The 26127-nt window shown below is 32.9% G+C and carries 19 protein-coding genes; 5 read left to right on the top strand and 14 right to left on the bottom strand.

Features of this window, described 5'->3' with window-relative positions; translation table 11 throughout:
• Window positions 1–39 precede the first annotated feature (39 nt).
• From HS848_RS01065 to nrdI, 6 genes are all read right to left on the bottom strand, one after another.
• Window positions 40–810, bottom strand: coding sequence for an iron ABC transporter ATP-binding protein (locus HS848_RS01065; protein WP_198610957.1), 771 nt, complete (start codon window positions 808–810; stop codon window positions 40–42).
• On the bottom strand, window positions 807–1766 hold the full coding sequence (locus tag HS848_RS01060; protein WP_107507469.1) for an iron chelate uptake ABC transporter family permease subunit: 960 nt from the start codon (window positions 1764–1766) through the stop codon (window positions 807–809). Before HS848_RS01060 ends, HS848_RS01065 begins: the two co-directional genes overlap by 4 nt.
• Window positions 1750–2724, bottom strand: coding sequence for an ABC transporter permease (locus tag HS848_RS01055; RefSeq protein WP_198610956.1), 975 nt, complete (start codon window positions 2722–2724; stop codon window positions 1750–1752). Before HS848_RS01055 ends, HS848_RS01060 begins: the two co-directional genes overlap by 17 nt.
• Before the next feature lie 974 nt (window positions 2725–3698).
• The gene (nrdF, locus tag HS848_RS01050) at window positions 3699–4667 is read right to left on the bottom strand and encodes a class 1b ribonucleoside-diphosphate reductase subunit beta (protein WP_198610955.1); all 969 of its coding nucleotides are present in this window, start codon (window positions 4665–4667) and stop codon (window positions 3699–3701) included.
• A gap of 203 nt (window positions 4668–4870) precedes the next feature.
• The gene (gene nrdE / locus HS848_RS01045; protein WP_107507466.1) at window positions 4871–6976 is read right to left on the bottom strand and encodes a class 1b ribonucleoside-diphosphate reductase subunit alpha; all 2106 of its coding nucleotides are present in this window, start codon (window positions 6974–6976) and stop codon (window positions 4871–4873) included.
• Window positions 6939–7337, bottom strand: coding sequence for a class Ib ribonucleoside-diphosphate reductase assembly flavoprotein NrdI (gene nrdI, locus HS848_RS01040; RefSeq protein WP_107507465.1), 399 nt, complete (start codon window positions 7335–7337; stop codon window positions 6939–6941). The genes nrdE and nrdI overlap by 38 nt, the downstream gene beginning before the upstream one ends.
• 788 nt (window positions 7338–8125) lie before the next feature.
• Here nrdI and HS848_RS01035 point away from each other — a divergent pair.
• The 4 genes from HS848_RS01035 (at window position 8126) to HS848_RS01020 (ending at window position 12568) form a co-directional block, all read left to right on the top strand.
• Window positions 8126–9010, top strand: coding sequence for a DMT family transporter (locus tag HS848_RS01035; RefSeq protein ID WP_198610954.1), 885 nt, complete (start codon window positions 8126–8128; stop codon window positions 9008–9010).
• A gap of 5 nt (window positions 9011–9015) precedes the next feature.
• A complete protein-coding gene (gene queF, locus HS848_RS01030; RefSeq protein WP_107507463.1) occupies window positions 9016–9516 on the top strand; it encodes a preQ(1) synthase in 501 nt (166 codons plus the stop codon).
• A 311-nt stretch (window positions 9517–9827) separates the two neighbouring features.
• A complete protein-coding gene (locus tag HS848_RS01025) occupies window positions 9828–11333 on the top strand; it encodes a peptide MFS transporter (protein WP_198610953.1) in 1506 nt (501 codons plus the stop codon).
• Between the two features lie 311 nt (window positions 11334–11644).
• Window positions 11645–12568 (top strand): diacylglycerol/lipid kinase family protein, encoded by a 924-nt coding sequence (locus HS848_RS01020; RefSeq protein ID WP_198610952.1) that lies wholly within the window; start codon window positions 11645–11647, stop codon window positions 12566–12568.
• A gap of 87 nt (window positions 12569–12655) precedes the next feature.
• On the opposite strand, the gene HS848_RS01015 is transcribed toward HS848_RS01020, so the two are convergent.
• The 7 genes from HS848_RS01015 to HS848_RS00985 all read right to left on the bottom strand — a co-directional run bounded on the left by HS848_RS01015 (window position 12656) and on the right by HS848_RS00985 (window position 22622).
• Window positions 12656–13192 (bottom strand): 5' nucleotidase, NT5C type, encoded by a 537-nt coding sequence (locus HS848_RS01015; RefSeq protein WP_107507764.1) that lies wholly within the window; start codon window positions 13190–13192, stop codon window positions 12656–12658.
• 173 nt (window positions 13193–13365) lie between these two features.
• Window positions 13366–14421 (bottom strand): histidinol-phosphate transaminase, encoded by a 1056-nt coding sequence (hisC, locus tag HS848_RS01010; RefSeq protein ID WP_198610951.1) that lies wholly within the window; start codon window positions 14419–14421, stop codon window positions 13366–13368.
• A 127-nt stretch (window positions 14422–14548) separates the two neighbouring features.
• Window positions 14549–16063 (bottom strand): peptide MFS transporter, encoded by a 1515-nt coding sequence (locus HS848_RS01005; protein ID WP_198610950.1) that lies wholly within the window; start codon window positions 16061–16063, stop codon window positions 14549–14551.
• A gap of 227 nt (window positions 16064–16290) precedes the next feature.
• Window positions 16291–17805 carry an ABC transporter permease/substrate-binding protein gene (locus tag HS848_RS01000; RefSeq protein ID WP_198610949.1) on the bottom strand — a complete coding sequence of 505 codons (1515 nt, stop codon included), beginning with the start codon at window positions 17803–17805 and terminating at the stop codon, window positions 16291–16293.
• Window positions 17802–18764, bottom strand: coding sequence for an ABC transporter ATP-binding protein (locus tag HS848_RS00995; RefSeq protein ID WP_198610948.1), 963 nt, complete (start codon window positions 18762–18764; stop codon window positions 17802–17804). Before HS848_RS00995 ends, HS848_RS01000 begins: the two co-directional genes overlap by 4 nt.
• Before the next feature lie 185 nt (window positions 18765–18949).
• Window positions 18950–20728, bottom strand: a complete 1779-nt coding sequence (recQ, locus tag HS848_RS00990) for a DNA helicase RecQ (protein ID WP_198610947.1) — start codon at window positions 20726–20728, stop codon at window positions 18950–18952.
• Window positions 20729–20741: 13 nt separating this feature from the next.
• Window positions 20742–22622 carry an ABC-F family ATP-binding cassette domain-containing protein gene (locus HS848_RS00985; RefSeq protein ID WP_198610946.1) on the bottom strand — a complete coding sequence of 627 codons (1881 nt, stop codon included), beginning with the start codon at window positions 22620–22622 and terminating at the stop codon, window positions 20742–20744.
• A 118-nt stretch (window positions 22623–22740) separates the two neighbouring features.
• Between HS848_RS00985 and HS848_RS00980 the strand changes: the two genes are divergently transcribed.
• Window positions 22741–23559: a ZIP family metal transporter gene (locus HS848_RS00980; protein ID WP_198610945.1), complete on the top strand. Its 819-nt coding sequence runs from the start codon at window positions 22741–22743 to the stop codon at window positions 23557–23559.
• Window positions 23560–23690: 131 nt separating this feature from the next.
• Here the strand turns inward: HS848_RS00980 and ltaS are convergent, their stop codons facing one another.
• Complete coding sequence (gene ltaS, locus HS848_RS00975) at window positions 23691–25628, bottom strand: polyglycerol-phosphate lipoteichoic acid synthase LtaS (protein ID WP_107507772.1); 1938 nt, start codon at window positions 25626–25628, stop codon at window positions 23691–23693.
• Between the last annotated feature and the right edge of the window lie 499 nt (window positions 25629–26127).

Below are 26127 nucleotides of genomic sequence, written 5' to 3'. Positions count from 1 at the left end.
TTAAAGTAATGCGATTAAATGATTTAGATTTTAATTTAATCAAAAAGTAGTTTCATCATAATAAAGACAAATACGTTGTCCTCTAATTTCTTCGACATGGACATCCATTTCGTATAATTCTTTTAAAATTTCTGATTGAATGACATGATCTCTTGTATCCGCTTTGATGATTGCTCCATCTTTTAATGCTATAATGTGGTCTGAATAGCAAGACGCAAAATTAATATCATGTAAGACAATTACAATCGTCTTGTTCAGTTCTTTACACAATCTACGTAACGTTTGCATAATTTGCACAGAGTGCTTCATGTCTAAATTATTTAACGGCTCATCTAATAGAATATAATCTGTATCTTGAGCTATAGTCATAGCTATATAAGCACGTTGTCTTTGACCACCCGAAAGTGTTTTAATATTTCTACTTCTAATGTCTTGAAGTTGAAGTAAATCTAACGCATATTCTACTTGTTTATAGTCTTCATCTTTCATTCGACCTTTTGAATATGGAAAACGACCAAAGCTAACTAATTGTTCTACAGTAATATTCATTTCAGTATGATTTGTTTGTTTTAAAATACTTAATTTTTTAGCTAATTCATCGCTTTTATAATCAAGTACAGGCTTATCTTCAATTTTGATAATTCCATTTTCATATTCAAACAGACGACTTACTGCCGAAAGTAAGGTACTTTTACCAGCCCCATTAGGTCCTATAAGAGAAGTCAAAGTCCCTTTTTGAATATCAACGTTAATATCCTTTAAAATAGGTTTATCTTGTATCGACTTATCTAAATTTTTTATTTCAATCAATTTGCACTTCTCCTTTTAACAAGTAAGTAGATGAAATAGCTTCCACCAATTAAATCAATGATTAAACTAAATTCTGTTGTGGCTTCAAATAAGTTTTCAACTACCCACTGTGCTGTAAATAAACTAATCCAACTGATTAAAATCGTTGCTGGTAAAATAAACTTATGTTCATAGGTCTTCATTAATTCATGTGCTAAGTTGACAGTTAAAAGTCCTAAAAACGTGACAGGACCAACTAATGCCGTAGAAATGGACACAAGCAAAGCGACGATAATAAGTAGTAATCGTGTCATTTTTTCATAAGATACGCCGAGATTAATTGCTTGCGCTTTTCCAAGTAATAAAACATCTAAATACGGACGAAGTATAATGGTAATAATTATTAATAAAATTAAAAGAATACTAGATACAAATACCAATCGTGAATTAGATGCTTCAAAACTTGCGAACATAGCACTCTGAACTGCTAGGAAAGACTCCGGATCCATGATGAGTTGAATAAAGCTTGTGATACTACGAAAGAATGTTCCAAGTACCACGCCGACAAGTAATATAAAATAAACTGAAAAATTACCTAATTTAAACATGCCTTCGAAAAGTATAAGTGCGAATAACACCATTGTGACTAACGTAATTAAAAAATTTAAATATACATTTGTGACAATAGCAGCTTGCGTTCCGACTAAAAAGACGGGCAATACTTTAACGAACAAGTAGACTGAATCAAGTCCCATAATCGATGGCGTCAATAGTCTATTGGTAGTTATGGCTTGGAAGACAACTACTGAAGTACCAATGGCTCCACCTACAATTAAGATTAAAAATAGCTTTCTCAATCTACTTTGAAATTGATATTCAAATATTTCGAAATCTAAGCCTACTAATAAATAAAAAATCGCCATACAAACTGTCGCAAAAATTAATATACCTATTTTCATATTAGAACTTATTTGCATATTCTTTTCTGCCTTTCATTAGTAAGATTAGGAAAATAACTGTTCCAAATACACCAATTGTTAAACCAATGTTTATTTCATACGGATAAACAATTAATCTACCTATAATATCTGCTATTAATACAAAGATAGATCCAAGCATAAGTGTATGAGGTAAGGCGTGTTTCAAGTGGTCTCCTCTAAAGATAGAAATAATATTAGGAACAATTAGACCTAAGAATGGTAATGTTCCGACAGTAACCACTACTAACGCAGTAAGTGCAGCAGTAATGAATAATGCTATGTTAATGATTTTTTCATAACTTACACCTAAATTATGACTAAAGTCTTTTCCCATTCCTGCAATTGTAAAATGATTGGCGAATACAAATGCCACTATTAAAATTGGGATAACGAGATAAAGCACTTCATAACGTCCACTAGTGATAATCGCAAAATTCCCATTTAACCAGTTTCCAATACTTTGTAAAGCATTAGTTCTTAGTGCGATAAAAGTTGTGAAACTCGATACTATCCCACCAATCATGATGCCTAGTAAAGGAACAAAAATAACTTCTTTAACACGGATAAAATTAATTAATCTAACAAATAAAAATGTCCCGGCCAAGCTTAATGTTACTGCGAAAAGCAGTTTAATTAGTATATGTCCGTGAGGAAAGAAGACTAGTGATAATAAAATACCTAACTTTGCCCACTCTACCGTTCCTGCAGTGGTAGGGCTTACAAATTTATTTTGCATCATTTGTTGCATAATCAGTCCAGCTAATGCAAGTGAACTTCCTGAAAGAAGGATACTAACTGTTCTAGGAATACGACTCGAGAACAAAATGTTTCTTTGTTCTTCATTTAAGTGGAATATATCTGCGAGGGAAAGTTGGCTTACCCCTACAAATAAGGAGATAATTGATAAAATCACTAACAAAATGAGTAGAACATAGCCTTTAAATAAAAACTTCATTAGTAATTCCCCTCAATTTAAAATATGTATTTAAAAAGTAATATCCTTTCAACGATAATGATTATCATTGTCGTCACTACTAATATTAAAGATTACTATTACGAATTTCAATAGGTTTCCAGATATTTTTAAAATTATATTAAATTAAATGCTATGTTTTTTGCTGAAACAACTTTAATAATCACAAGGACGAATATTCGAGAAAAGGATAATGAGTGAAGTGAGAAATTTAGGTGGTAGACGTTTATTCTATAAAAGTGGAGTGAAACTGACATCTAGCGAGAGACGCTATAATTAGCTGAAAATGAAGAAATATAGTTTCAACGTATCTTCCTTTCAATTAATTTGTCGCGTTAAAATTTCTATTTCATTACTTAGATATGTACCTATTAACTCAATTTTCTCTTAAGTTAAATCAGTATCTTGATCTTGTTGAATTTCGGATTTGATTCTATCTTTTACTAGTTCTTTATAAAGCATTTTTGAGACTTTATTCTTCTTTGCTTTATGGTTTTAAATACTTCGTTTTTATATCAATGTATTTCTATTGGCATTGGCTTCTAGCTTAGTGCCGTCGATAAAATATTAATTAGTCACCTATAAGAAGTTGTTCAAGATTGACTATAAAGTGGGATAAGTAATGATTCTAATAAGACAGTTGAGTCATGTTGCAGTTTTCATACATAAGACGTCTCGTTAGTTTAGTTTATTGGCATTTATTAAATTATACGAAAGTATCTTATTCTTTAAAGTAATTCAATATAAAATTACATGTTACTAACGTAGTATTGTTGGCGAGACTCCTGAGGGAATAGGATGAGCGTCGAGACCGCGGCTCGACCCATCCTCCTAGGAAATGCGAGCCAAACAATACGAAGTATTGATAAAAAGAAAAGCGTAGGTATGATTCAATCATGAATCATATCTACGCTGTTTTTGAAATTTATGTCCCAGTCCCTACTTTAAGGAATATTTTATTTATCAAAAATGAAATCTTCATCTTGTAATGCTTCTACATTAAGCGCTAATGTGTAACCATCACCTTTAACTGAGAAGAAGTCATGGTTCTTAGTTGTAGTATCTAATGCATTTTCAATAATTGGATTGAATTCTTTTTCTTCAAAATATGGTTCAAATCCAAGGTTAGATAGTGCCTTGTTTCCATTATATTGAACATAATTAAGCACATCTTCAGTTAAACCAATATCATCATATAGCATATGAGTATAAGATACTTCATTGCTATATAACTCTTCTAATAATTTATACATTTCTTTATCCGCTTTTTGTTTTTCATTTTCAGAAAGTTCATTACGTAAACTTTGAGCATCTAAACCAGTAAATACGCCATGGATAGATTCATCAAGTAAAATCTTTCTGATGATTTCACCAGATGTAGTCATTTTACCTTGTCCGGCAAGGTATAAAGGATAATAGAAGCCTGAGTAGAATAAAAATGTTTCTAAGAATACACTAGATACTCTGGCAATATATTGATCAAAGATTGAGGCTTCTTTACCCCATAATTTATGATAGTTTTCAATAATTTTATCAGATTTATATTTTAAATGAGGCTCTTCAATTACCCACGTATCTAATAAATAGTCTGTTTCACTAGTCGGCAATAACGTTGTGAAAATATGTGAGTAACTTTTGGCGTGAATTTGTTCCATCATAGCCATGAAAGAGTAAACTGCTTTTTTACGTAAATCTGTAGTATGTAACATGATTAATGGCATACCATCATCTGCTTGATGCGTATCTAAACCTGTTAAGCCTGCTAACGCACGTTTAAATGTATTTTTTTCATCTTCAGTTAATGTCTTCCAACTCGCAATATCCTTTGATACTTTAAATTCTGTTTCTACCCACATTTGGGAGATGTTTTGACGCCAGAACATATTTGTCATATCTTCTTGAGTGTTCCAATTGACGGCCTTCATTAAAATTCCTCCTTTATTATTAAAAACCTAAAATTACATTAATTAAGAGGACAAGGTATGAGCGTAAAACTCGACCAGTAACACTTTGCATTCTAGAAAGTCGTTAAAGACGACTCCCTAAAAGCAACCTAGTGACTTAGTCTTAAGCGCTATACCTTCTATCCTCTTCTATTTATTTCTATCTTTAAATGACATTATTTACATTAAATTGAACAGCTTGTACATTCTTCTACACTTAATAATTTATTACGAGTGTAATATAAGGATTTAAGTCCTCTATGATGAGCATATACGTACAATCTAGATAATTCACGTGTTGAAATTTCAGAGTTAACGTATAGAATAGTTGAAATTCCTTGGTCCACATGAGTTTGAATTGTAGCAATCAAATCAATAAGTTTCATTTGATCTGTATTAAACGCTGATTTGTAATACCACATTGTTTCAGGTGATAAGAATGGCATTGGATAAAATGTTTCAGCGTTACCATAAGTACGACGTTCAATTTGATCTACAATTGGCATCACTGAACTTGTCGCATTTTGCACATAAGAAATACTTTGGGTTGGTGCAATTGCAAGTCTATAAGCATGATATAAACCATGTTCTTCCACTGCTTGTTGTAATGCTTTCCAATCTTCAGCAGTAGGAATCTCAATGTTTTCAAACAAGCGTTTAACTTTTTCATATTGTGGTGTAAATTCTTGTGATGTATAAAATTCGAAATATTTACCATTAGCATAATCCGATTTATCAAAATCTTGATATACTTCTCCACGCTCTTTTGCAATTTCCATTGAACGTTCAATAGAATAATAGTTCATCATCATGAAGAAGATATTAGCAAAATCTTTTGCCTCTTCTGACTCATAGCCAATTTTATTTTTAGCTAGATAGCCGTGTAAATTCATTACTCCTAAGCCAACTGAATGTAATTCACTGTTCGCTTTTCTTACACCGGGTGCGTTTTGAATATTAGCTTCATCACTTACTACTGTTAGTGCATCCATACCAGTATGTACTGAATCTTTAAACTTACCAGTTTCCATTACATTAACAATATTTAGTGAACCTAAGTTACAAGAAATATCGCGTTTAATTTCATCTTCAATACCATAGTCATTAATTACTGAAGTTTCTTGTAATTGGAAAATTTCAGTACATAAATTACTCATTTTAATTTGACCAATATTTGAATTAGCATGAACTTTATTCGCATTGTCTTTAAACATTAGATATGGATAACCAGATTGCAATTGAGTTTGAGCAATCATATTTAACATTTCTCTAGCATCTTTTTTCTTTTTACCAATGTTAGGGTTAGCAACCATATCATCATAGTATTTCTCTAAATCGATATCATCTAGAGTCACGCCATACTCTTGTTTTACAGTATGAGGTGCAAACATATAGAAGTCTTTACCTTCTTTAGCTAACTCAAAGAATTTTGAAGGTACAATTAAACCAGTTGAAATAGTAGATAAACGTAAATCTTCATCAGCATTTACTTTTTTAGTATCTAAGAATTCTTCAACATCATAATGGAAGATATTTAAATACACTGCTCCTGCGCCAGGACGTTGTCCTAGTTGATCCGCATAACTGAAACCACCTTCAAGCGCCTTAGCAACTGGTAATACACCTTTAGCAACGCCTTTGATACCTTTAATTGCTTCTCCACGTGCGCGCAATTTAGAAAGATTGATTGCCACACCGCCACCAATTTTACTTAATTGTTTAGCCGTTGAATCGATAAAGTTAATTGAATTCAAGCTATCATCAACTTCTAATAAGAAACATGACACTAATTCACCACGACGTGCACGTCCAGCATTTAAAAATGTAGGCGTAGCTGGTTGATAGCGTTGTTCAACCATTGCTAAAATAAATTGTTTAGCCTGTTGCTTATTACCGCCAGCCAAATATAATGCTACAATCGCTACATGTTGATTGTAGTCTTCTAAAAATTGAGATTTATCATTAGTTTTCAATGCGTAATCTTTATAAAATTTACTTGCTGACATGTAGCTAGCAAACTCGAAATTAATAGATTTAGCGAATTCTGTAATTTCGATCAAGTCCTCTTCACTGTACTTTTCGAAGACATTAAAATAAAAATTATTGTCTACTAAATAGTGTAAACGTTCAATCTCATTGTCGAAATAAATTGTTTTATCATGGATTTCTTCTAAATAGACTTTTAATGCTTCTTGATCTTTTTCTAAATTAAAGAAACCATTATCTTTACGCTTTGTAACTTCATTATTCAACTCAATATGATTGTATTTTTTCTCGTCCATAATCTTCATTAAAATGCCCCACCTTATTTTTAAATTCAATAACATCTTTGTTGGTACCTTGTACTTCAAACTTCATTAATAAAGGCACGTTATACGATTCGGAAATCGTTCGTCCTGCTTTAGCAAAGTTCTGACCCCAATTACGATTACCACTCGCTGCTACGGCACGTAAGTTGAGATGATTAACTTCTAAAAATGATTGCACTTCTTGAGGCACCTCACCAAACCCGATTGTTCCAGTCACTAAAATATAAGGCTCATTAATAACGTCCTTACAATTGTCTTTAGTAATTTCCATTACATCTGTCAGTTCACTTCGTTTTATAAATCTACGTACATTTCCAGAAAAAGAAAAATAAACTACCTTCATTGGAACGCCTTCCTTCGTCAATCTGTATAATTAATTAAAAAGAAGTTCTCTTAGATACATAAGAAAACTGCCCAAAATGAATACGATATATTTTTCGACATTTAAATTTTAGTCGACAAGCTAATAGTTTATTTAGTTAAAATAATTACTTGGATTATTTAACCACTACATATAGTGTTTAAACTAAAATATCTTATCATTTATTTAACGTAGCTCGTTCGTATTAATAGCGTTGATTTAAGGAAAAACTTAGCAAAAAGAGTGTGAAATTTCTTTTAAATTGAATTATTTATACCGCCCTTAAAATGTCTAAAAACACAACATATTGTGTTTAATTTCTAAAACCAACACTATATTCTGTGTTTTATTATACAGAATTGCTCCTGCAATTAAAAGCCACTATTTAGTGACAAAAGTTCGTAAAAATCGTAGAACGTGCGTCACCACGAACTTAAATTCATCTAAAAATTTTATTTTATGAATCCGAGTATTTTTACTTGCATTTTAAAAAATAATGTTAACTATTGAGTTATCAACGTTCTTAAAGGTTATCATTTTATTCTGACAATATATTTTGCACCATTCTCCAAAAAGTTTTTAATTTTTAAATAAAAAACACGAATATAATTCGTTGCTTTGATATGAAAAGATAAGTTTATATTTATACAGAACGTTTGTTCGTATTAAAATCATAATATAACTTTCCTCGTATTGCAAGTACTTATGCAAGAGTAATTGAAGTGTGCTACTATATATACGGTAATTTTTTAAAAATGAGGCGATAAACCTTGAATCCAAAAGTTAAGGGAATCATTGCCATACTCATTTCAGCTATAGGTTTTAGTTTTATGTCAGTCTTCTTCAGGTTAGCTGGAGATCTGCCTGTATTCCAAAAATCTTTAGCTCGAAATTTCGTCGCAATGTTTATTCCATTATTTTTTATATTTAAATATAAACAGCCGATGTTCGGTAAATTAAGCAGTCAACCACTCTTAATTACACGGTCAACATTAGGGCTTATAGGTGTGTTATTAAATATTTACGCTATTGATCATATGGTGCTAAGTGATGCCGATACCTTAATGAAACTTAATCCCTTTTGGACTATTCTACTCAGTTTAATTTTTCTCAATGAAAAGGTTCGTAAATATCAAATCATCGCAATGATAGTAGCTATATTTGGTATGCTTTTCATCGTTAAACCAGAATTTTCATCAACTATGATTACCTCTCTATCAGGATTATTTTCAGGTATCTTCGCCGCTTCAGCCTATACTTGTGTTCGTGCATTAAGTACTAGAGAAGCACCTTATACCATCGTATTTTATTTTTCATTATTTTCAGTAGTTGTTTTAATTCCTTTCTCAATCGTGACATTCGAACCAATGTCTTCAATTCAAATGATTTATCTACTAGGTGCCGGCCTTTCAGCCGCAGTTGGTCAAATTGGTATAACTTTAGCTTATAGTTTCGCCCCTGCAAAAGATATTTCTATCTTTACGTATGCGTCTATTATCTTTACAGCTGTATTTGGCTTTATACTATTCGGAGAAACGCCTGATTTCTACGCATTAATGGGTTATATCATTATTATTGGCGCTAGTTACTACATGTTTGAAAAGGCACGACGCCAACGTGTATTACCAGAACAACATAATAATACTAAGGAGTGAGTATATTGACTCAAGGACGACAAAAAGAAGATTTACAAGATATTACATTATTAGGCAATCAAAATAATAAATATGAATTTGACTACACACCCGAAGTACTGGAAACTTTTGAGAATAAACATCAAGGACGCGATTACTTTGTGAAATTTAATTGTCCAGAATTCACTTCTCTCTGTCCTATTACGGGTCAACCAGATTTTGCAACAATTTATATTTCATATATACCAAATGTAAAAATGGTTGAGTCTAAATCATTAAAACTTTATTTATTTAGTTTTAGAAATCATGGTGATTTTCACGAAGATTGCATGAATATAATAATGAATGATTTAATTCAATTGATGGATCCACATTATATTGAAGTTTGGGGTAAATTCACTCCACGTGGTGGTATTTCTATCGACCCATATACAAATTATGGTCGTCCAGATTCTAAATATGAGAAAATGGCTGAACATCGTTTAATGAACCATGATATGTATCCAGAAAAGATCGATAATCGTTAAGTGAAAAGTTGTAATTCCACTAAGTTGTTTGACAATTTAGTGGAATTTTTTAATTTCTTAGTTAATTTTCTTAAATTTACTATTGCCTATTAAAGAATTAAAGCGTATTTTATTAATATCCCTAATTTTCTATAAGAATATAGTAAATATAAATAACAAACTTTATTCTTGATAGATAGATTAATATTTAAAAATAGACTGAAAATTCTAAAAAATTCTATTTTTACGAAATCATTTCATTGTTTATGATTCTTAAAAGCTGTATTTTAGTAAGATTTAGTCATTAAGTGAAAGAAAGGGTTGGGAAACTTATGACAACAAACAATACTCATGAACAAGCAGTTCAATCAATTCCTCAGAAAGGATTTTTCGGGCATCCTAGAGGATTAGGCGTTCTTTTCTTTGTAGAGTTCTGGGAAAGATTTAGTTACTATGGCATGCGTGCTATGCTTATCTTCTACATGTACTTTGCAATTAAAGATGGTGGTTTAGGCATCGATCAAACGACTGCAATGTCTATCATGTCAGTTTATGGTGCACTTATCTACATGTCATCAATCCCTGGCGCATGGGTTGCAGATAGACTTGTAGGAACACGTGGCGCTACACTCATAGGTGCAGTACTGATTATCATAGGTCACATTTGTTTAAGCTTACCTTTTGCAATGTTCGGCTTATTCTCTTCAATGTTCTTTATCATTATTGGTTCTGGTCTAATGAAACCTAATATTTCAAATGTCGTTGGTCGTTTATATCCTGAAAATGATACACGTATGGATGCTGGATTTGTTATTTTCTACATGTCAGTTAACTTAGGTGCTTTAATCTCACCTATCATCCTGCAACATTTCATTAACATTAAAAACTTCCACGCTGGTTTCTTAATTGCCGCTATTGGTATGGCACTAGGACTTGTTTGGTACATGCTTTTCAATAAGAAAAATTTAGGCAGCGTAGGTATGAAACCTACAAACCCACTTACTTCTGAAGAAAAAAGAAGATACGGATTAATTGTCGGCATCGTAGTCGCTATTATCATCGTCGTATTATTAGTTACATATTATACTAAAACTTTATCATTCGATTTAATCAGCAACACTGTATTAGTACTTGGTATTGCTTTACCTATCATCTACTTTACAACTATGATTCGTAGTAAAGAAGTGACTGATGTAGAACGTTCTCGAGTTAAAGCATTCATCCCATTATTTATTCTTGGTATGTTATTCTGGGCTATTCAAGAACAAGGTTCTAACGTCTTAAATATTTACGGATTAGAACGTTCTGACATGCAAATGAACTTATTTGGTTGGAAAACAGGTTTTGGGGAAGCATGGTTCCAATCAATTAACCCATTATTCATTCTATTGTTTGCCCCAGTCGTATCAATGATTTGGTTAAAAATGGGTAAAAGACAACCAAGTTTACCAGTTAAATTTGGTATTGGTACTTTATTAGCCGGTGCTTCTTACATTTTAATCGGACTTATCGGTATGAGTTACGGTAATACACACTTCTCAGTCAACTGGGTCATCTTATCTTATGTGGTATGTGTAGTCGGTGAATTATGTTTATCACCTACTGGTAACAGTGCAGCCGTTAAATTAGCACCTAAAGCATTTAACGCTCAAATGATGAGTATTTGGTTACTAACAAATGCATCAGCCCAAGCACTTAACGGTACGTTAGTTAAATTAATTAAACCATTAGGTCAGACTAATTACTTTATTTTCTTAGGTTCTGTTGCTATTGTCATTACAATCATTATTTTAGCCTTCACTCCTAAGATTTCTAAAGCAATGAAAGGTATTCATTAATATATTTCATAATTGAAAGAAGCTGAGTCGTTACTATAAAAAATGGCTCAGCTTCTATTTTTGGCAGTAGTTGACTGAGATGAAGATGCGTCCAACCTGGACTTTCTTCATCTCTAGTCAACCTTGCCGGGGCGGGACTACGAAATCTTTGAAATTGCATTAGATTTCTGTCGCCGCTCCCTTTTCTTTGTAACATAAACTAAATAGTGGCATGATAGATACTTAAGGAACTATTAATTTTTAAATTTATCATTAGAAAAAACATATCTAGGGTAAAAATTAGAAGTTAAAAAATGAAAGTAGGCATGAAGATGGATCAAAAATTCAATCATGGCGTTCTCTTTTACCATGAACATAGTGGTATTAAAAATATATATGAAGGTTTAGGAGAAGTTACTAAATCGCTTACTACAATATGTAAACACTTATCTATTCAATTAAGTGAAAATGAAGGCGACATTATTAAATACTGCGAAAAAATTAAAAACCAAGATTATAGTAGCGATGTCGACGTCGTATTTATACTTGGTGGAGACGGTACTGTAAACGAACTCGTAAACGGGGTAATGAAACACGATTTAAACGTCCCTATTGGCGTCATTCCTGGCGGTACATTCAATGACTTTTCTAAAACATTAAATCTAGACCCTGATTTTAAAAAAGCGAGTGAACAACTGAAATCCTCTCGTATAGAGTCTTATGACGTAATGAAAGTCAATGATAGCTATGTATTAAACTTTGTTGGTGTTGGTTTAATTGTTCAAAATGCTGAAAATGTTCAAGAAGGTCGTAAAGATATTTTCGGTAAATTAAGCTACATTGGTTCTACCGTTAAAACATTAATGAACCCTGAGTATTTTGATTACACATTAAATGTGGATGGCGAAGAATATAATGGCAACATTTCTATGTTAGTTATTGCGAACGGCCCTAACATTGGTGGCGGACGTATTCCTTTAATGGATTTATCTCCACAAGATGGTAAAGTTAATAGCTTTATCTTTGATAGACAGAGCTTTACTATCTTAAATGATGTCTTTAAAAAACGAGACAGTATGGACTGGAATGAAATAACGAATGGCATTGACCACATTGCAGGCTCACACATCACACTTTCTACAGAACCTTCTATGAAAGTAGATATCGATGGTGAAATCAGTTTGGATACACCAATAACTATTGAAGTACTGCCTAAAGCACTTCAAATTCTTACTTTTCCTGTAGACGAAGCATAAACTAACATAACAAGAAGACGCAAAAAGCGATTAAGGTTGATAACACGTAAACGCGTGTAATATCGTAACCTTAATCGCTTTCTTTAGTTATTCTTCGCCTAAAAATAAAGCCTCTACATCTTTCCAACCATTCACGCGTTGGAAACGTTCTTCGTTAATATTGTGAGAAGCAGTGAAAATAATTGGTTCACCTTCAAATATTTGTAATTGTCGTGGATTATCATCAATTAAATAATCAGTCTTCACCACATTTTTACGTCCACAAAATACAAAATGTTGTGGATCTAAAAATGGGAAAAATTCTAATAACCATTCATATTTATCATGAAATGATGTAGGTACATCCATTGCTGCGGTTGCAATATATACATCATAATGTTGTGTCAACTTCTCAACCACTTCTTGCGCATGTGGCATTACTGTTAGATTTCTAAAAAAGCCAGGTGCTCTTAAAATATCACGTACAAGTCCATCGTGTTCTGGTATAACATGTTTTAATTTTTGGCCGTTAAGCGATTCTACTGTAATACCTAATTCTGTTTTTATATTTACCGCTTCAATAATTGCACCTAATGTATCTGCTAATACTTCATCCATATCTATTGCAATAGATTTTCTAGACATATTATCTCTCCCTTAATCATCACCTATATACTGTTAAAGTATAGCAAAAAAATGAAGAGTGGAACATAGAAGCAAAGTGACCATTCGATTTTACTTAAAACAATCAATGCGTCCCTTGCCCTAAACTCTTCCACTCTTCACTTATATACTAAACAATTTATTTAGTGCATCGTTTAATAGTTAAAATTCTTTAATACTTCAATCATTTTATCGTTTTGTTCTGGGAAACCGACCGTAATACGTAAACCATTTGGGAACGGACGTGTAATACATCCCACATTTAATAATTCTTCATATAATTCTTGCGGTTTGTCCGTTACGACGAACACAAAGTTCGTTTGACTTGGTAAAAAGTGTTCGCTTTGCGCAATATCATAAAATTTTTGACGTTCTTGCGCATTTTTTACCGTAATCTCGTTTAAATACGCTTGGTCTTCTAAAGCCGCAAGTGCTGCATATTCTGAAAGACGCGTAATATTAAATGGTGGACGGATGATGTTCCACTTTTCAATAGCAGCATTTGTCGCTACTACATAACCAATACGTAAGCCTGCTAAACCGTATGCTTTTGAAAGTGTTCTTAACAAGAATGCATTATCAAAACGTTCTTGTAATTTTAGCGTATCTGGGTAGTCATCCGCCGTTACAAATTCAAAATACGCCTCATCAATCAATACGGGTACATGACTAGGCACACGTTCTAAAAAGTGTTCTAACTCTGCATGGCTGAAATAAGTTCCAGTTGGATTATTTGGATTACATAACCATACTAACGCTGTATCGTTATCCACTTGTTTTAGGATTTCTTCTAAATCAAAGCCATAGTCCTTTAATGGAACTTGAACGACCTCTGCAGACTCAACAATTGCGTTATGATAATATTGACTAAATGTACCTTCACTAGTCACAATTTTGTCTCCAGGCGTTAAGACTGCTCTTGAAATCATTAAAATAACTTCATCCAAGCCAGCACCGAATAAAATTCTAGAAGCATCTACATTCAAATGCTCACTAATCGCTTTGCGCAATGAAGGCGATCCTGTTTCTGGATAGTAAAATAATTCATCTAAATGATCTTTAATCGCTGTTTTAACTTTTGGCGAAGGGCCGTATAGATTTTCATTGGAAGCAAGTTTATATAACTCGCCTTCAATACCATGTTTTTCTTTAAGTGCTCGTGGTGACAAGCCCGGTTGATACGCTGATAATTGATTTAACTGTTGTTTCATTTACAACCTCTCCTTCTCTTAAATGTTAAACATTTAATTAAATGATATAACACTTGCTCTCCTATGTGAAAATGCCTACCTTTTAGCTCGCCGTGATAATAACCAGTCCTCTTAATTCTATCTTACTCTAGTGAACGCCGTTCATTGCTTTTTTAACCATTGGTGAAATAGCAACGAGTAGAATACCAATCACTAACGTAAACAATCCTGAATATAAGAAGAATTGCTTCTCGCTAATCATTTTAAATACTACTACAATTTGACTGTTCAAACTTTGAGCCGTGGCATTACTTAACATCCATAATGCCATCATTTGTGCAGAAAATTTTGCAGGTGCTAATTTCGAAGTCACTGATAAGCCCACTGGTGAAATACATAATTCGCCAATTGTAATAAGCAAGAAACTTAACATCAACCATAATGGATGAATTAAATGTGCATGGCCACTCAATGGAATAATCATTACTAAATATGAGAAACCAGCAAAGATAGCACCTAGCGCAAATTTATATACTGTACTAGGATTATGTTTGCCTAATTTAGTCCACAAATTAGCAAATAACGGTGCTAACAGAATAATAAACACGGGATTAATAGACTGGAACCAGGCAGCCGGAATATGGAAGTTAATCAATCCATGTGTGAGTTTACCTAAGCTTAACTGTGTTTTTTGATCGGCAAAGTTAGCTAAAATCGTTGACCCCTGTTCTTGAATCATCCAAAAAGCTACTGACGTAATAAATAATGGTATGTAACTATAGATTCTTGAACGTTCCTCTTTACGTGTCTTTTGGCTTGATAGCATATAGACAAAAATACAAATCGGTAACAAAATACCTACAAATGTGACAATCAAACTAAAGCTTCCTAAGTTAAGGTTGCCAAAAAGATGTAAAATTAATAGCACTATTGCAAATACTGCCACCACTATACCTGTAATCATAGATAATGATTTGATTTCGTCTTTTCTTAATGGATTAGGCACGCTTAAACCAGCAAGTCCTAAACTTTTCTTATTTGTAATTAGATATGTAACTAAGCCGATAAACATACCGATGGCTGCTATCGCAAAACCAAAATGAAATCCGAGTCGTGTTTGTAAGTAGCCAGTTATAAATGGAGATAAAAAGCTTCCTAAGTTAATCCCCATATAAAAGATAGTAAATGCTGCATCTAACCTTCTATCATTATTGTCATATAACTCGCCCACCGTTGTAGAGATGTTTGGTTTTAGTAAACCAGTACCAGCTATTAATAATAATAAGGCAATCATAACTACTGTCAGATTTCCAGGTATGGTCAACATAATATGTCCAAACATAATTAATATGCCACCATAAAAGAGCGCATGGCGTGTGCCTATAATTCTATCTGCTATCCATCCTCCGATAGTACCAGACATATAAATAAGTGCTCCATATAGTGAGACGATTTGTAATGCTGTAGCTTGCGGTAAACCGAAACCACCCTTACTCACTGAGTAATATAAGTAGAAAGCTAAAATGGCTTTCATACCGTAATAACTGAATCGCTCCCAAAATTCAGTAAAAAATAGTGTACTTAGGCCTTTTGGGTGTCCAAAAAAGCCTTTCTGCGGTACGCTTTTAACAATTTCTTGTCTCGAATAATTCTTTGTATTCATTTCTCCACCCCTTAAAAATACATATATTTCTTATGTATTTAAATTCTAGTTTAAATAAAATCGTTTCAGATTACAATTCTATCTATATCTTTTTCAAACAATAGTTGCTTAAAAATAGGAAGTGGAACCAGAAATCTAAAGAGCGCAACAGATAACGATGGCCAAACTAAAAGCTAGGACATTAATACGAAAAATGTCCTAGCTTCTAATTCAAGTTATTTAGTTTTTTACTTTACTAAGTTTTCTTTTTCTAAATATTGCTTAGCCACTTTATATGGGTCTTCGTTCTTCACAGTAACTTTATAATTCATTTCTTGCATTTCTTCATCTGAAATTTTATTTTCCAATTTGTTTAATGGTTTTTTAATTTCTGGATGATCTTTCAAGAATTTTTCTTTAAACATTGGAGCACCTTGGTATGGTGGGAAGACATGTTTATCATCGTCAAGCACGACCATATCATATTGTTTTAATTCAGCATCTGTTGAGTAGGCATCTATCAAGTTAATATCACCTTTTTCAACAGCTGTGTAACGTAACTTAGGCTCCATTTGTTTAATATTAGATAAATCTAAATCATAAGCTTTGGCAACCGCTTTATATCCATCAGGACGGTCTTTGAATTCCATCGTAAAGCCTGGCTTAATTTTATCTTCAACCTTTTGTAAATCGCCAATCGTTTTAATATTATACTTTTTAGCGAAATCTTTTTTCACTGCTAAAGCATACGTGTTATTATATTTCATTGGTTTCAACATCGTCATGTCATTTTTCTTTTCAAGACTTTGTTTAGCCTGATTATAAACCGCTGCTTCTTTCTTAGACTTAAGATCCTCTTTCGTTAACTCGCCTAATACCGTGCCTGTAAATTCTAAGTAACCATCAATATCATCCGATTTCAACGCGTTAAAGAGGAATGATGTTTTACCCATGCCATCTTTTACTTCTACCGTATTATCAGTTTCCTCTTCAATCAGTATTTTATACATATTTGTAATAATTGATGGTTCAGAACCTAATTTACCAGCCATCGTAATCGTGTCACCCTTTTTCCCGAAAAGTGGTACTACAATAGCTAATAAAATAATTAATACAATCACGCCAGTAGTAATTAGTATCTTCTTATAAGATAATTTCTCAACATAGCGTAGAATCAAATCAAAGATGATTGCTAATAGAGCAGCAGGAATGGCTCCAATGAGAATAAGGGATGTGTTATTTCGATCAATGCCGAGTAAAATTAAGTCCCCTAAACCACCAGCGCCAATTAATGCGGCTAATGTCGCTGTTCCAATAATTAATACCATGGCTGTACGAATCCCAGCCATAATGACTGGCATCGCTATAGGTAATTCAACTTTAGTTAAACGACGTATCGGTTTCATACCTATACCTTTTGCCGCTTCAATGAGCGACGGATCTACTTCTTGAATACCTGTGTATGTATTTCTCAGGATTGGTAATAACGCATAGACAACTAATGCAATAATTGCTGGAACTCTTCCAATACCAAAAATAGGAATCATTAACCCTAATAATGCTAATGATGGGATAGTTTGTAGTATTGCTGCGATATTCATGACAATTTCGGATAATTTCTTAGTCTTAGTTAAGGCAATACCTAGAGGTACTGCTATTAAAATAGCTATGAATAGCGCTATAAATGAAATTTGAATATGTTCAAATATCGTTCGAAGTACTTCGCCTTTACGATCATTAAGTGTGGTTAATAGTTCATTCATGCTTTAACCTCCTTATCAGTCTCAGATAAATATTTAAAGATATCTTCACGCTTTAATAATGACTGAGTTGAGGTTTTAGTATCTTCAACAATCACGGCTTCATGTTGTGCCATTAATGAATAGACATTAGAAAGCTTGGTATTATTTTTTACTACTGGATAATTATGTTGGGTACTATTTTCTGTCACAGGTGTAATGATATCTAAATCTTTTAATTGTAAATGATCTTTATCTTGAACTAAATGACTTCCCATAAATGTCTCGACAAAGTCATTTTTAGGATGGTCACGGAAACCTTGAGGCGTATCGATTTGTTCTACATGACCTTTATTAAGTAAGCAAATGCGATCTCCTAATTTCATTGCTTCCTGAATATCATGTGTTACAAATATAATTGTCTTTTTAATCTTAGTTTGTAACTCTAACAAATCGTCTTGTAGTTTTTCACGACTGATAGGATCAAGCGCACTGAATGGCTCATCCATTAATATAACCGGTGGATCTGCAGCCAAAGCTCGGATAACCCCTACTCTTTGTCGTTGTCCTCCTGATAATTCATCCGGTTTACGATCACGATATTTTTCTGGTTCTAAGCCGACCATATCGAGTAATTCATCTACACGTTGATCTATATCACTATCCTTCCACTTTTTCATTTGTGGAACTTGTGCAATATTCTCTTTGATTGACATATGAGGAAATAATGCAATCTGTTGTAAGACATATCCTATATCCCAACGCATTTCATAGACAGGGTAATCACTAATTGGCTTATCTTTAAAGTAGATATACCCCTCGCTTAATGGTATGAGACGATTAATCATTTTTAACGTTGTCGTTTTGCCACAACCTGACGGGCCTATAAATACGAAGAATTCCCCTTCATTTATTTTAAAACTCATATTATCGACCGCTATATTTTCACCGTAATACTTTGATACATTTTTAAATTCAATCATCTAGTCACCTTCATTTATCCTGCCTAGGCAGACTTTTCCATTTATATTCCCTATTAAAACATGTTTAATGCTAAATTCATATTTAATTGATTTTATTACTCAAATTAATTTTGATATTTAAAATTTATAATTAAAAAAAGGTAAGACTCAATACAACAGTGTGTACTAATTCTTACCCTTATCGACTAAATACTTGTCTTATATGATTGAATTTTCTCTAGGAATTTCGGACAATAGTGTTTTAACTTATAGCTACCTACGCCATCAATAGAAATCATTTCTTGTTTTGATTCAGGCTTACGCTTAGCAAACTCTTCTAATGTATAATCCGAGAAGATACTGACCGGTGCAATATCTAATTTCTCACTTAATTTACGACGTACCTCGACGAGCTCGCTATACAATGCACGATCCACGCCTTCAAGTGTATTAATATAAACTTTTTCCTTCGTTTTTTGCTTGAACGGTGTCGTATATACCTTTTTATCGTTATTGAGTAATTGTTTAACACTCTCATCACACGTTAAGATTTCTTCATATTCATTTAAAAAGCCTTTAAAACGTAACTCATCAATTAAATGGCTTAATTCAGATGTCGTATAGTCTTTCATCAAACCGTGTGTCGTCAATTTATCATAGTCGTTATATTTTATGTAGTCGCTCATTTCACCACGTAGCACTTGAATAATAACACTATAATTTTCTTGTTGACGCATACGCGCGATACAACTAATAATCATTTTCGCTTCTTTAGTCATATCATATGTTTTGTTTTGTTGAATACAACTACTACATTGACCACATTCTTCTAATTTTTCATTTGGTTCAAAATAGTGCACAATCGTCGCTTCTAAACATTTTTTAGTCTTAGTATATTGAAGCATTTTAGTGAGCTTTTCGCCCATTTTATCTTTATAGTCATCGTCTGCTTGTGAGACCGTAATAAAGTATTCATGTAAGCCTTTATCTCGTTCACTAAATAATAAAATACATTCACTATCTAATCCATCACGACCTGCACGCCCCGCTTCTTGATAATAAGATTCAAGGTCCCCTGGCATATTATAATGAATGACATATCTTACGTTTGATTTATCAATCCCCATACCAAATGCATTTGTCGCTATAACAACTTTGATACGATCATAAACAAAATCATTTTGTGCTGCCTCACGTTCTTTATTTGAAAGACCAGCATGATAAATTGCTGCTTTAACATTAATGGAATCTAAGGCCTCTTGTAATTCTTCAACTTGTTTACGTGTAGAACAATAAATAATCCCTGCTTGTTCTTTATGTTTTTGGACATAATCAATGACAAATTTTTGACGTTGATAAGTTGGATTTACTTTGAAAATAAGATTTCGTCGTTTTGTACTCGTCTTCACTTCATCATATTTATCAATATTTAACTTGTCCATAATATCCTGCTGAACTTCAGCAGTGGCTGTGGCTGTTAAAGCGACAATCGTAAAATCTTGTGGTAAAGCAAATACTTTATGAATAACACTTTGATAGCTTGGTCTAAAATCGTGTCCCCATTTAGAAATACAGTGCGCTTCATCAAACGCAATCAGATGAATATTAATTCTACTTAATAAATTTAAAAAATATTTATTATCGAAACGTTCAGGTGCAACATATAAAAACTGAATGTCCCCTGAGAGTAAGTCGCTTTCAATATCTTTTTGTTGTTTTTTACTTAAGCTACTATTTAAATAAGTCGCTTTAATCCCCATCGCCTTCAATTGATCTACTTGGTCTTTCATTAAAGAAATCAAAGGACTTATTACAATGGTTGTCCCACCTAGCATTAAACCAGGCACTTGATAACATATCGATTTACCTCCGCCTGTAGGTAAGACCCCTAAGACATTACGATGTTCCATTATTTTAGTTATAATTTCTTTTTGTCCAGGTCTAAACGTGTCATAACCAAAATAATGTGATAATGTTGCTTCCATACACACATTCCCCTTATTGCTCTTTTAGTTCTTCCAGTTCACTCCATCTCGTGATGTCTATATCATATGTTTGTTCCAGTTGTTCTTTTTCTTCATTTAATTCTTTAATTTTTGCATAATCAGCGCTCGCTTCTACCATTTCTTCCTCTATTTGTTCTAACCGTTGTTCAGTCGTTTCAATTCGAGTCATTAATGTTTCATACTCACGCTTTTCTTTATAAGATAAACCAGATTTTTTACGTGTTGGTGTTTTAGATTTAGGTTGTTGTGCTTGTTTTTCAAGCATTTGTTGTTTATCTTGTTCTTTTTTATAAGCTTCATAATCCTCAAATGCGCCTACGATTCGTTCCATTTTACCGTCATGAATATACCAATATTCTTGAGCAACTTTATTTAAGAAATAGCGATCATGGCTCACCGTAATAACCGCGCCACCGAATGTGCTAATATAATCTTCTAGAATAGTTAATGTTTCAGTATCTAAATCATTCGTAGGCTCGTCAAGTAATAATACATTAGGTTGGTGAACTAACAATCTTAGTAAATAAAGACGTTTTTGTTCGCCACCAGATAATTTATAAATTTTCTTTCCATGTGTTGAACTAGGAAATAGAAAACGTTCTAATAATTGCGTAACTGAAATTGACGTTCCATCTTTCTCTTTCGCAACTTCACTTTCTTCTCTTAAGTAGTCAATCATCCGAATATCTCTATCGAGTGTATCTTCAGTTTGTTTAAAATAGGCTACTTTAACCGTTTGCCCTGTTTTTAGTACACCTGAATAGTCAGTATCTTCTCCACTCAAAATGTTGAGTAATGTGGTCTTACCAGCGCCGTTGGGTCCTACAATCCCAATACGTTGACCACTTTGTATAATTTCAGTCACATCTTCAAATAACGTTTTATGGTTAATTGCTTTAGTTAAATGTTCAAATTCAAAGACTTGTTTGCCTAATCTTGAATGCGCAAGATTCAATTGTCCCTTATCTTGAGTTTGTTGAGATTGAACTTCAGACTCTAAATTATTAAAACGATTAATTCGAGCTTGTTGTTTAGTTGTTCTAGCTTTTGCGCCCGCTCGCATCCATGCTAGTTCTTGTTTATATAGTGCTTTTTGCTTTTCTTGTTGTTTTTGTTCAATTATTTCATTCTCTGCTCTCATCGCAATATAATCTTCGTAATTCCCGGGATATGAGGTTAACTTCCCTCTATCTAATTCAATTATTCGACTTGCTACTTCATTTAAAAAGTAACGGTCATGGGTCACGAATAATACAGTGTGAGGATATTGTTTAACATAATTGATTAACCAATTAATTGATTCAAAATCAAGATGGTTTGTAGGCTCATCCAATAAGAGTAAATCGGGTTGCTCAATAAGTGTTTTAGCTAACACTACACGCTTTTGCTGTCCGCCAGAGAGTTCGCTTATCTTCTTGGTCGTATCATTGATACCTAATTTAGATAGAATTGTTTTAATTTCAGCATTATAATCCCATGCGTTATGATGATCCATAGCTTCTTGTGCTTCCATCATTTTTTGAAAATGATGGTCATCTTGCTGTAGCGCATATGTATTTACCGCTTCTTCATACACTTTAATAATACGTAAAGTTGTCGTCTCTGAACTTAATACGGCTTGGAATACTGTCATTCCTCCATCTAAATCTTGCTTTTGAGAAGAATAACGAATGCGGTACTGATTAGGGTGGGTAATATCAGCAGTGTAGTCATCGTCGATGTTACCAATCACTTTTAGCAAAGTACTCTTCCCTGTACCATTAATGCCGACTAGTCCTATTTTCTCGTGTTCAGAAATAGAGAGACTTAAATCATCAAAAATGATTTTATCTGCATACGATTTATTCAAATGCTCAATTTTATACGCTTCCATTCTTCTACTTCCTTTTTGTATCGAAATATCGAAATTTCAAAATATTTCTGATAAGCTTAAATCAGTTCTATATATTATACACCTTTTTAAGGCTAAATGATACAAGGAGAATAGAGATATGATAGACTTTTTTGAACATTTACCCCCTTATTTACAGGCACTAATTGCCGGCATAATTACCTGGCTTTTAACTGCTTTAGGTGCGGCAGGCGTGTTTGTATTTAAATCTGTAAATGAAAAGATTTTAACTTCTATGCAAGGCTTTGCTGCAGGTATTATGATTGCTGCCAGTTTCTGGTCTTTATTACAACCCTCTCTTGAATATAGTAAAGATGGCTCACTTCCTGCTTGGTTACCCACTGCTATTGGCTTTTTATTCGGCGGTATCTTTATTCGTGTACTTGATTCAGTCATTCCACATATTCACCAAAAAATTGGTGATAAGAGTCAGTATCGAGAAGGCGTTAAAACGTCCTTGAATAAAAATACTCTACTCGTTTTAGCTATCACGTTACACAATATTCCAGAAGGTTTATCTATTGGTGTAGCATTCGGTGGTATCGCAACTGGAAATGATCAGGCGACATTTCTAGGTGCCTTAGGTTTAGCTATAGGTATTGGTATACAAAATATTCCTGAAGGCGCAGCATTATCTATGCCAATTCGAGCTGCCGGCGCTTCTCGTTGGAAAGCCTTTAACTATGGCCAAGCTTCAGCCATTGTCGAGCCTATCTTTGCGACAATCGGTGCGGCATTAATTATATTTATCACACCCGTCTTGCCTTATGCTTTAGCATTTGCAGCTGGCGCTATGATATTCGTTGTCGTCGAAGAGCTTATACCCGATTCACAATCAGGGGACAATACAGATTTAGCCACTTTAAGTTTAATGCTCGGTTTTACTATTATGATGATTTTAGATGTAGCACTAGGCTAAACTAGAAAATTGAGTTAATCATATTTCAATTTCAATAAATCAATTTTTAAAATTCTAAAATAAAAATCTCCCTTCAAAGTTTTCATCTTTCAATGTCTACTTTGAAGGGAGTTTCTTTTTATTTCGTTATTCTATTTTTGGTTACCGTTAGGGCCAGTTTTATATTCATATTTAGATGGATTTACTTTTTTGAAATCAGGATTATTGTAGAATCTGAATAAGTCACCGTTTAGAACGTTGTCACTCATTTCTAAATCTTTTTCCACCTGTTTTTTATTCTTTTCAAGATCTTTTGGTGGTGTTTCTAATAATTCATTTGTTTTATTAGAATATGCCTTACCATTAACGTATTTGTATCCTTTCGTAATGAAATCACCATTACGGAATGGGACAACATCGTTATGATCTTTAGATAACATGTCTGTACCAAACATTAAGTAATTTTTAGAGTCAATACCTGCTAAATGTAAAATTGTTGGCATGACGTCCATTTGGCCAGCATACGTTTTATCTACAGTACCTTCTTTACCAGGAATTTTTAGCCAGAAACCAGTACGGTTTAAGTCCATAAATTTAGCTGGAGTAATCTTTTCACCTAATAATTTTTCCATTGCATTATTATGGTTTTCAGAAATACCATAATGGTCACCGTAAATCATAATAACTGAGTCATCATATAGACCTTTTTTCTTAAGATCAGTCACATATTCTTCCAATGCTTGGTCTAGATAATGTGCAGTTTGAATATATCCGTCCACTGTTGAATCACCAGTATTTGGTTTATCAATATCCGCATCTTTCGCGTCTAATGTGAATGGATAATGGTTAGTTAATGTAATCATGTGTGAATAGAATGGTTCTTTCATCTTAGATTGATAATCAGCAGATGCTTTAAAGAATGGTTTATCTTTTAAACCTAAGTTAACGATATTGTCGTCTGACATGTCGTAGTAAGTCGCATCATAGAATTTATCAATACCAAATTGTTTGTAAATTTGGTCACGATTCCAGAATGTTTTATAGTCACCATGCATCACATTAGATGTGTAACCCTGTTTTTGATCTAAGATGGCAGGTAGTGATTGATACGTATTGTCACCTTTTAATGAGTAAGCAGAGCCTTGTGGTAAACCATAAAGACTGTTATCCATTGTAAATTCGGCATCAGATGTTTTACCTTGTCCAGTTTGGTGGAAGAAGTTTGGATAGTATCTAAACTCTTCATTACCAGTTGATAACTTATTTAAGAAAGGTGTAACTTCTTTACCATTTACTTTTTTATTAATTAAGAAAGTTTGGAAACTTTCTAAATGTATTTTGATGATATTTTTCTTCTTACCTGCACCATAATATTCTGGGTTAGGTGTCGTGTTTTTCTGTTTTGTATAATTTAATACTTTAGTTAAATCATCTTCTGAAGCTAATGCTTTCTGTTGATTATTTTGAATGGTTTTAACGCCATCATAAACTGTGAAATTGTATGGTCCTAAGTATTTAACTAAGTATTTATGGTCAAATGTACGTGTTAATAATTCAGGACGATCTGTTTCAGCAAATGCTAAATTCAAGAAGAATAAAGCTACAGATGCCGCCATTACGACTGGCACAAACTTTTTACTAAATACACGTTTGTCTAACCAGCTACTTTTGAAAATTAAAATAAATAGATAAACGATAGTATCTAAGAAATAAACAAAGTCATACCATTTGAAAGATGCCCCTAAAGCGCCTCCCATTGATTCAACGTTGCTCGCTTGATTAAGCGTACTAAATGTTAAAAAGTCTGAGAAAAATCTAAAATAAACTACATTCGCATATAGTAAAAAGGTAAGTAAAAATCCCCCAATAAAGATAAACCAATATGCTTTTTTACCTTTGAAAAATAGGAATACACTTAAAATAAGTGCAATTAAACTATATGGATTCATCAGTAGGATTAAGTTTTGAACTAGTCCTTTAACACCCAAAGAAAAATCAACATAGTATGAAAAATACGTCTTAAGTGTAACTGTGATAACAGTTAATAAGAAGAACGCAAAAAGACTTATTTTCTTTTTGTGTAAACTCATGTATGTTTCCTCCGTTTATAGTTATTCAACTTTGAAGAAATGTTAAAGACTTTATAGACTTGAACACTTACTCAAATATGACCGTTATGCAAGTACTAACTAATAATTTTTTTATTTTTATATTAAAATTTGCTCGAGAAGTAATTACATACATAAACATAGGATGAACTATCATTCTTGAACAATTGCTTGATTTAATCAATAAACTAGTGCTAGTGCTATCTTATGTATGATAGATTGAATACTATTCTTTTCAATTACTAATTAATTATTAAGAAATAATTAAATTTGTAATGTTACTGTAATAATTTCTCATAGTTCAATATATAAATATATAGTATTTTTACTCATTTATCAAGAAAAAGCACTGCCTATAACTCGATAATTACTTTTTTAACTTCATGATAAGTCCTTTAAACTTTATAGTTTGATTAATATATTATATCTTGTTACAACTACAATTTAATCAGACTATAGTCCCACGCTAGACATTTATAAT

The organism is Staphylococcus caledonicus (assembly GCF_016238465.1).
Lineage (GTDB): Bacteria > Bacillota > Bacilli > Staphylococcales > Staphylococcaceae > Staphylococcus > Staphylococcus caledonicus.
The sequence above is the reverse complement of the archived record's forward strand: the minus strand, read 5'-3'. Positions and strand labels throughout refer to the sequence as shown.

Excerpts from the sequence above, each read along its gene's own strand:
- HS848_RS01060 (WP_107507469.1), bottom strand. The coding sequence starts at position 1,766 with ATGCAAATAAGTTCTAATATGAAAATAGGTATATTAATTTTTGCGACA.
- HS848_RS01055 (WP_198610956.1), bottom strand. The coding sequence starts at position 2,724 with ATGAAGTTTTTATTTAAAGGCTATGTTCTACTCATTTTGTTAGTGATT.
- nrdF (WP_198610955.1), bottom strand. The coding sequence starts at position 4,667 with ATGAAGGCCGTCAATTGGAACACTCAAGAAGATATGACAAATATGTTC.
- nrdE (WP_107507466.1), bottom strand. The coding sequence starts at position 6,976 with ATGAAGATTATGGACGAGAAAAAATACAATCATATTGAGTTGAATAAT.
- nrdI (WP_107507465.1), bottom strand. The coding sequence starts at position 7,337 with ATGAAGGTAGTTTATTTTTCTTTTTCTGGAAATGTACGTAGATTTATA.
- HS848_RS01025 (WP_198610953.1), top strand. The coding sequence starts at position 9,828 with ATGACAACAAACAATACTCATGAACAAGCAGTTCAATCAATTCCTCAG.
- HS848_RS01020 (WP_198610952.1), top strand. The coding sequence starts at position 11,645 with ATGGATCAAAAATTCAATCATGGCGTTCTCTTTTACCATGAACATAGT.
- HS848_RS01015 (WP_107507764.1), bottom strand. The coding sequence starts at position 13,192 with ATGTCTAGAAAATCTATTGCAATAGATATGGATGAAGTATTAGCAGAT.
- hisC (WP_198610951.1), bottom strand. The coding sequence starts at position 14,421 with ATGAAACAACAGTTAAATCAATTATCAGCGTATCAACCGGGCTTGTCA.
- HS848_RS01005 (WP_198610950.1), bottom strand. The coding sequence starts at position 16,063 with ATGAATACAAAGAATTATTCGAGACAAGAAATTGTTAAAAGCGTACCG.
- HS848_RS01000 (WP_198610949.1), bottom strand. The coding sequence starts at position 17,805 with ATGAATGAACTATTAACCACACTTAATGATCGTAAAGGCGAAGTACTT.
- HS848_RS00995 (WP_198610948.1), bottom strand. The coding sequence starts at position 18,764 with ATGATTGAATTTAAAAATGTATCAAAGTATTACGGTGAAAATATAGCG.
- recQ (WP_198610947.1), bottom strand. The coding sequence starts at position 20,728 with ATGGAAGCAACATTATCACATTATTTTGGTTATGACACGTTTAGACCT.
- HS848_RS00985 (WP_198610946.1), bottom strand. The coding sequence starts at position 22,622 with ATGGAAGCGTATAAAATTGAGCATTTGAATAAATCGTATGCAGATAAA.
- HS848_RS00980 (WP_198610945.1), top strand. The coding sequence starts at position 22,741 with ATGATAGACTTTTTTGAACATTTACCCCCTTATTTACAGGCACTAATT.
- ltaS (WP_107507772.1), bottom strand. The coding sequence starts at position 25,628 with ATGAGTTTACACAAAAAGAAAATAAGTCTTTTTGCGTTCTTCTTATTA.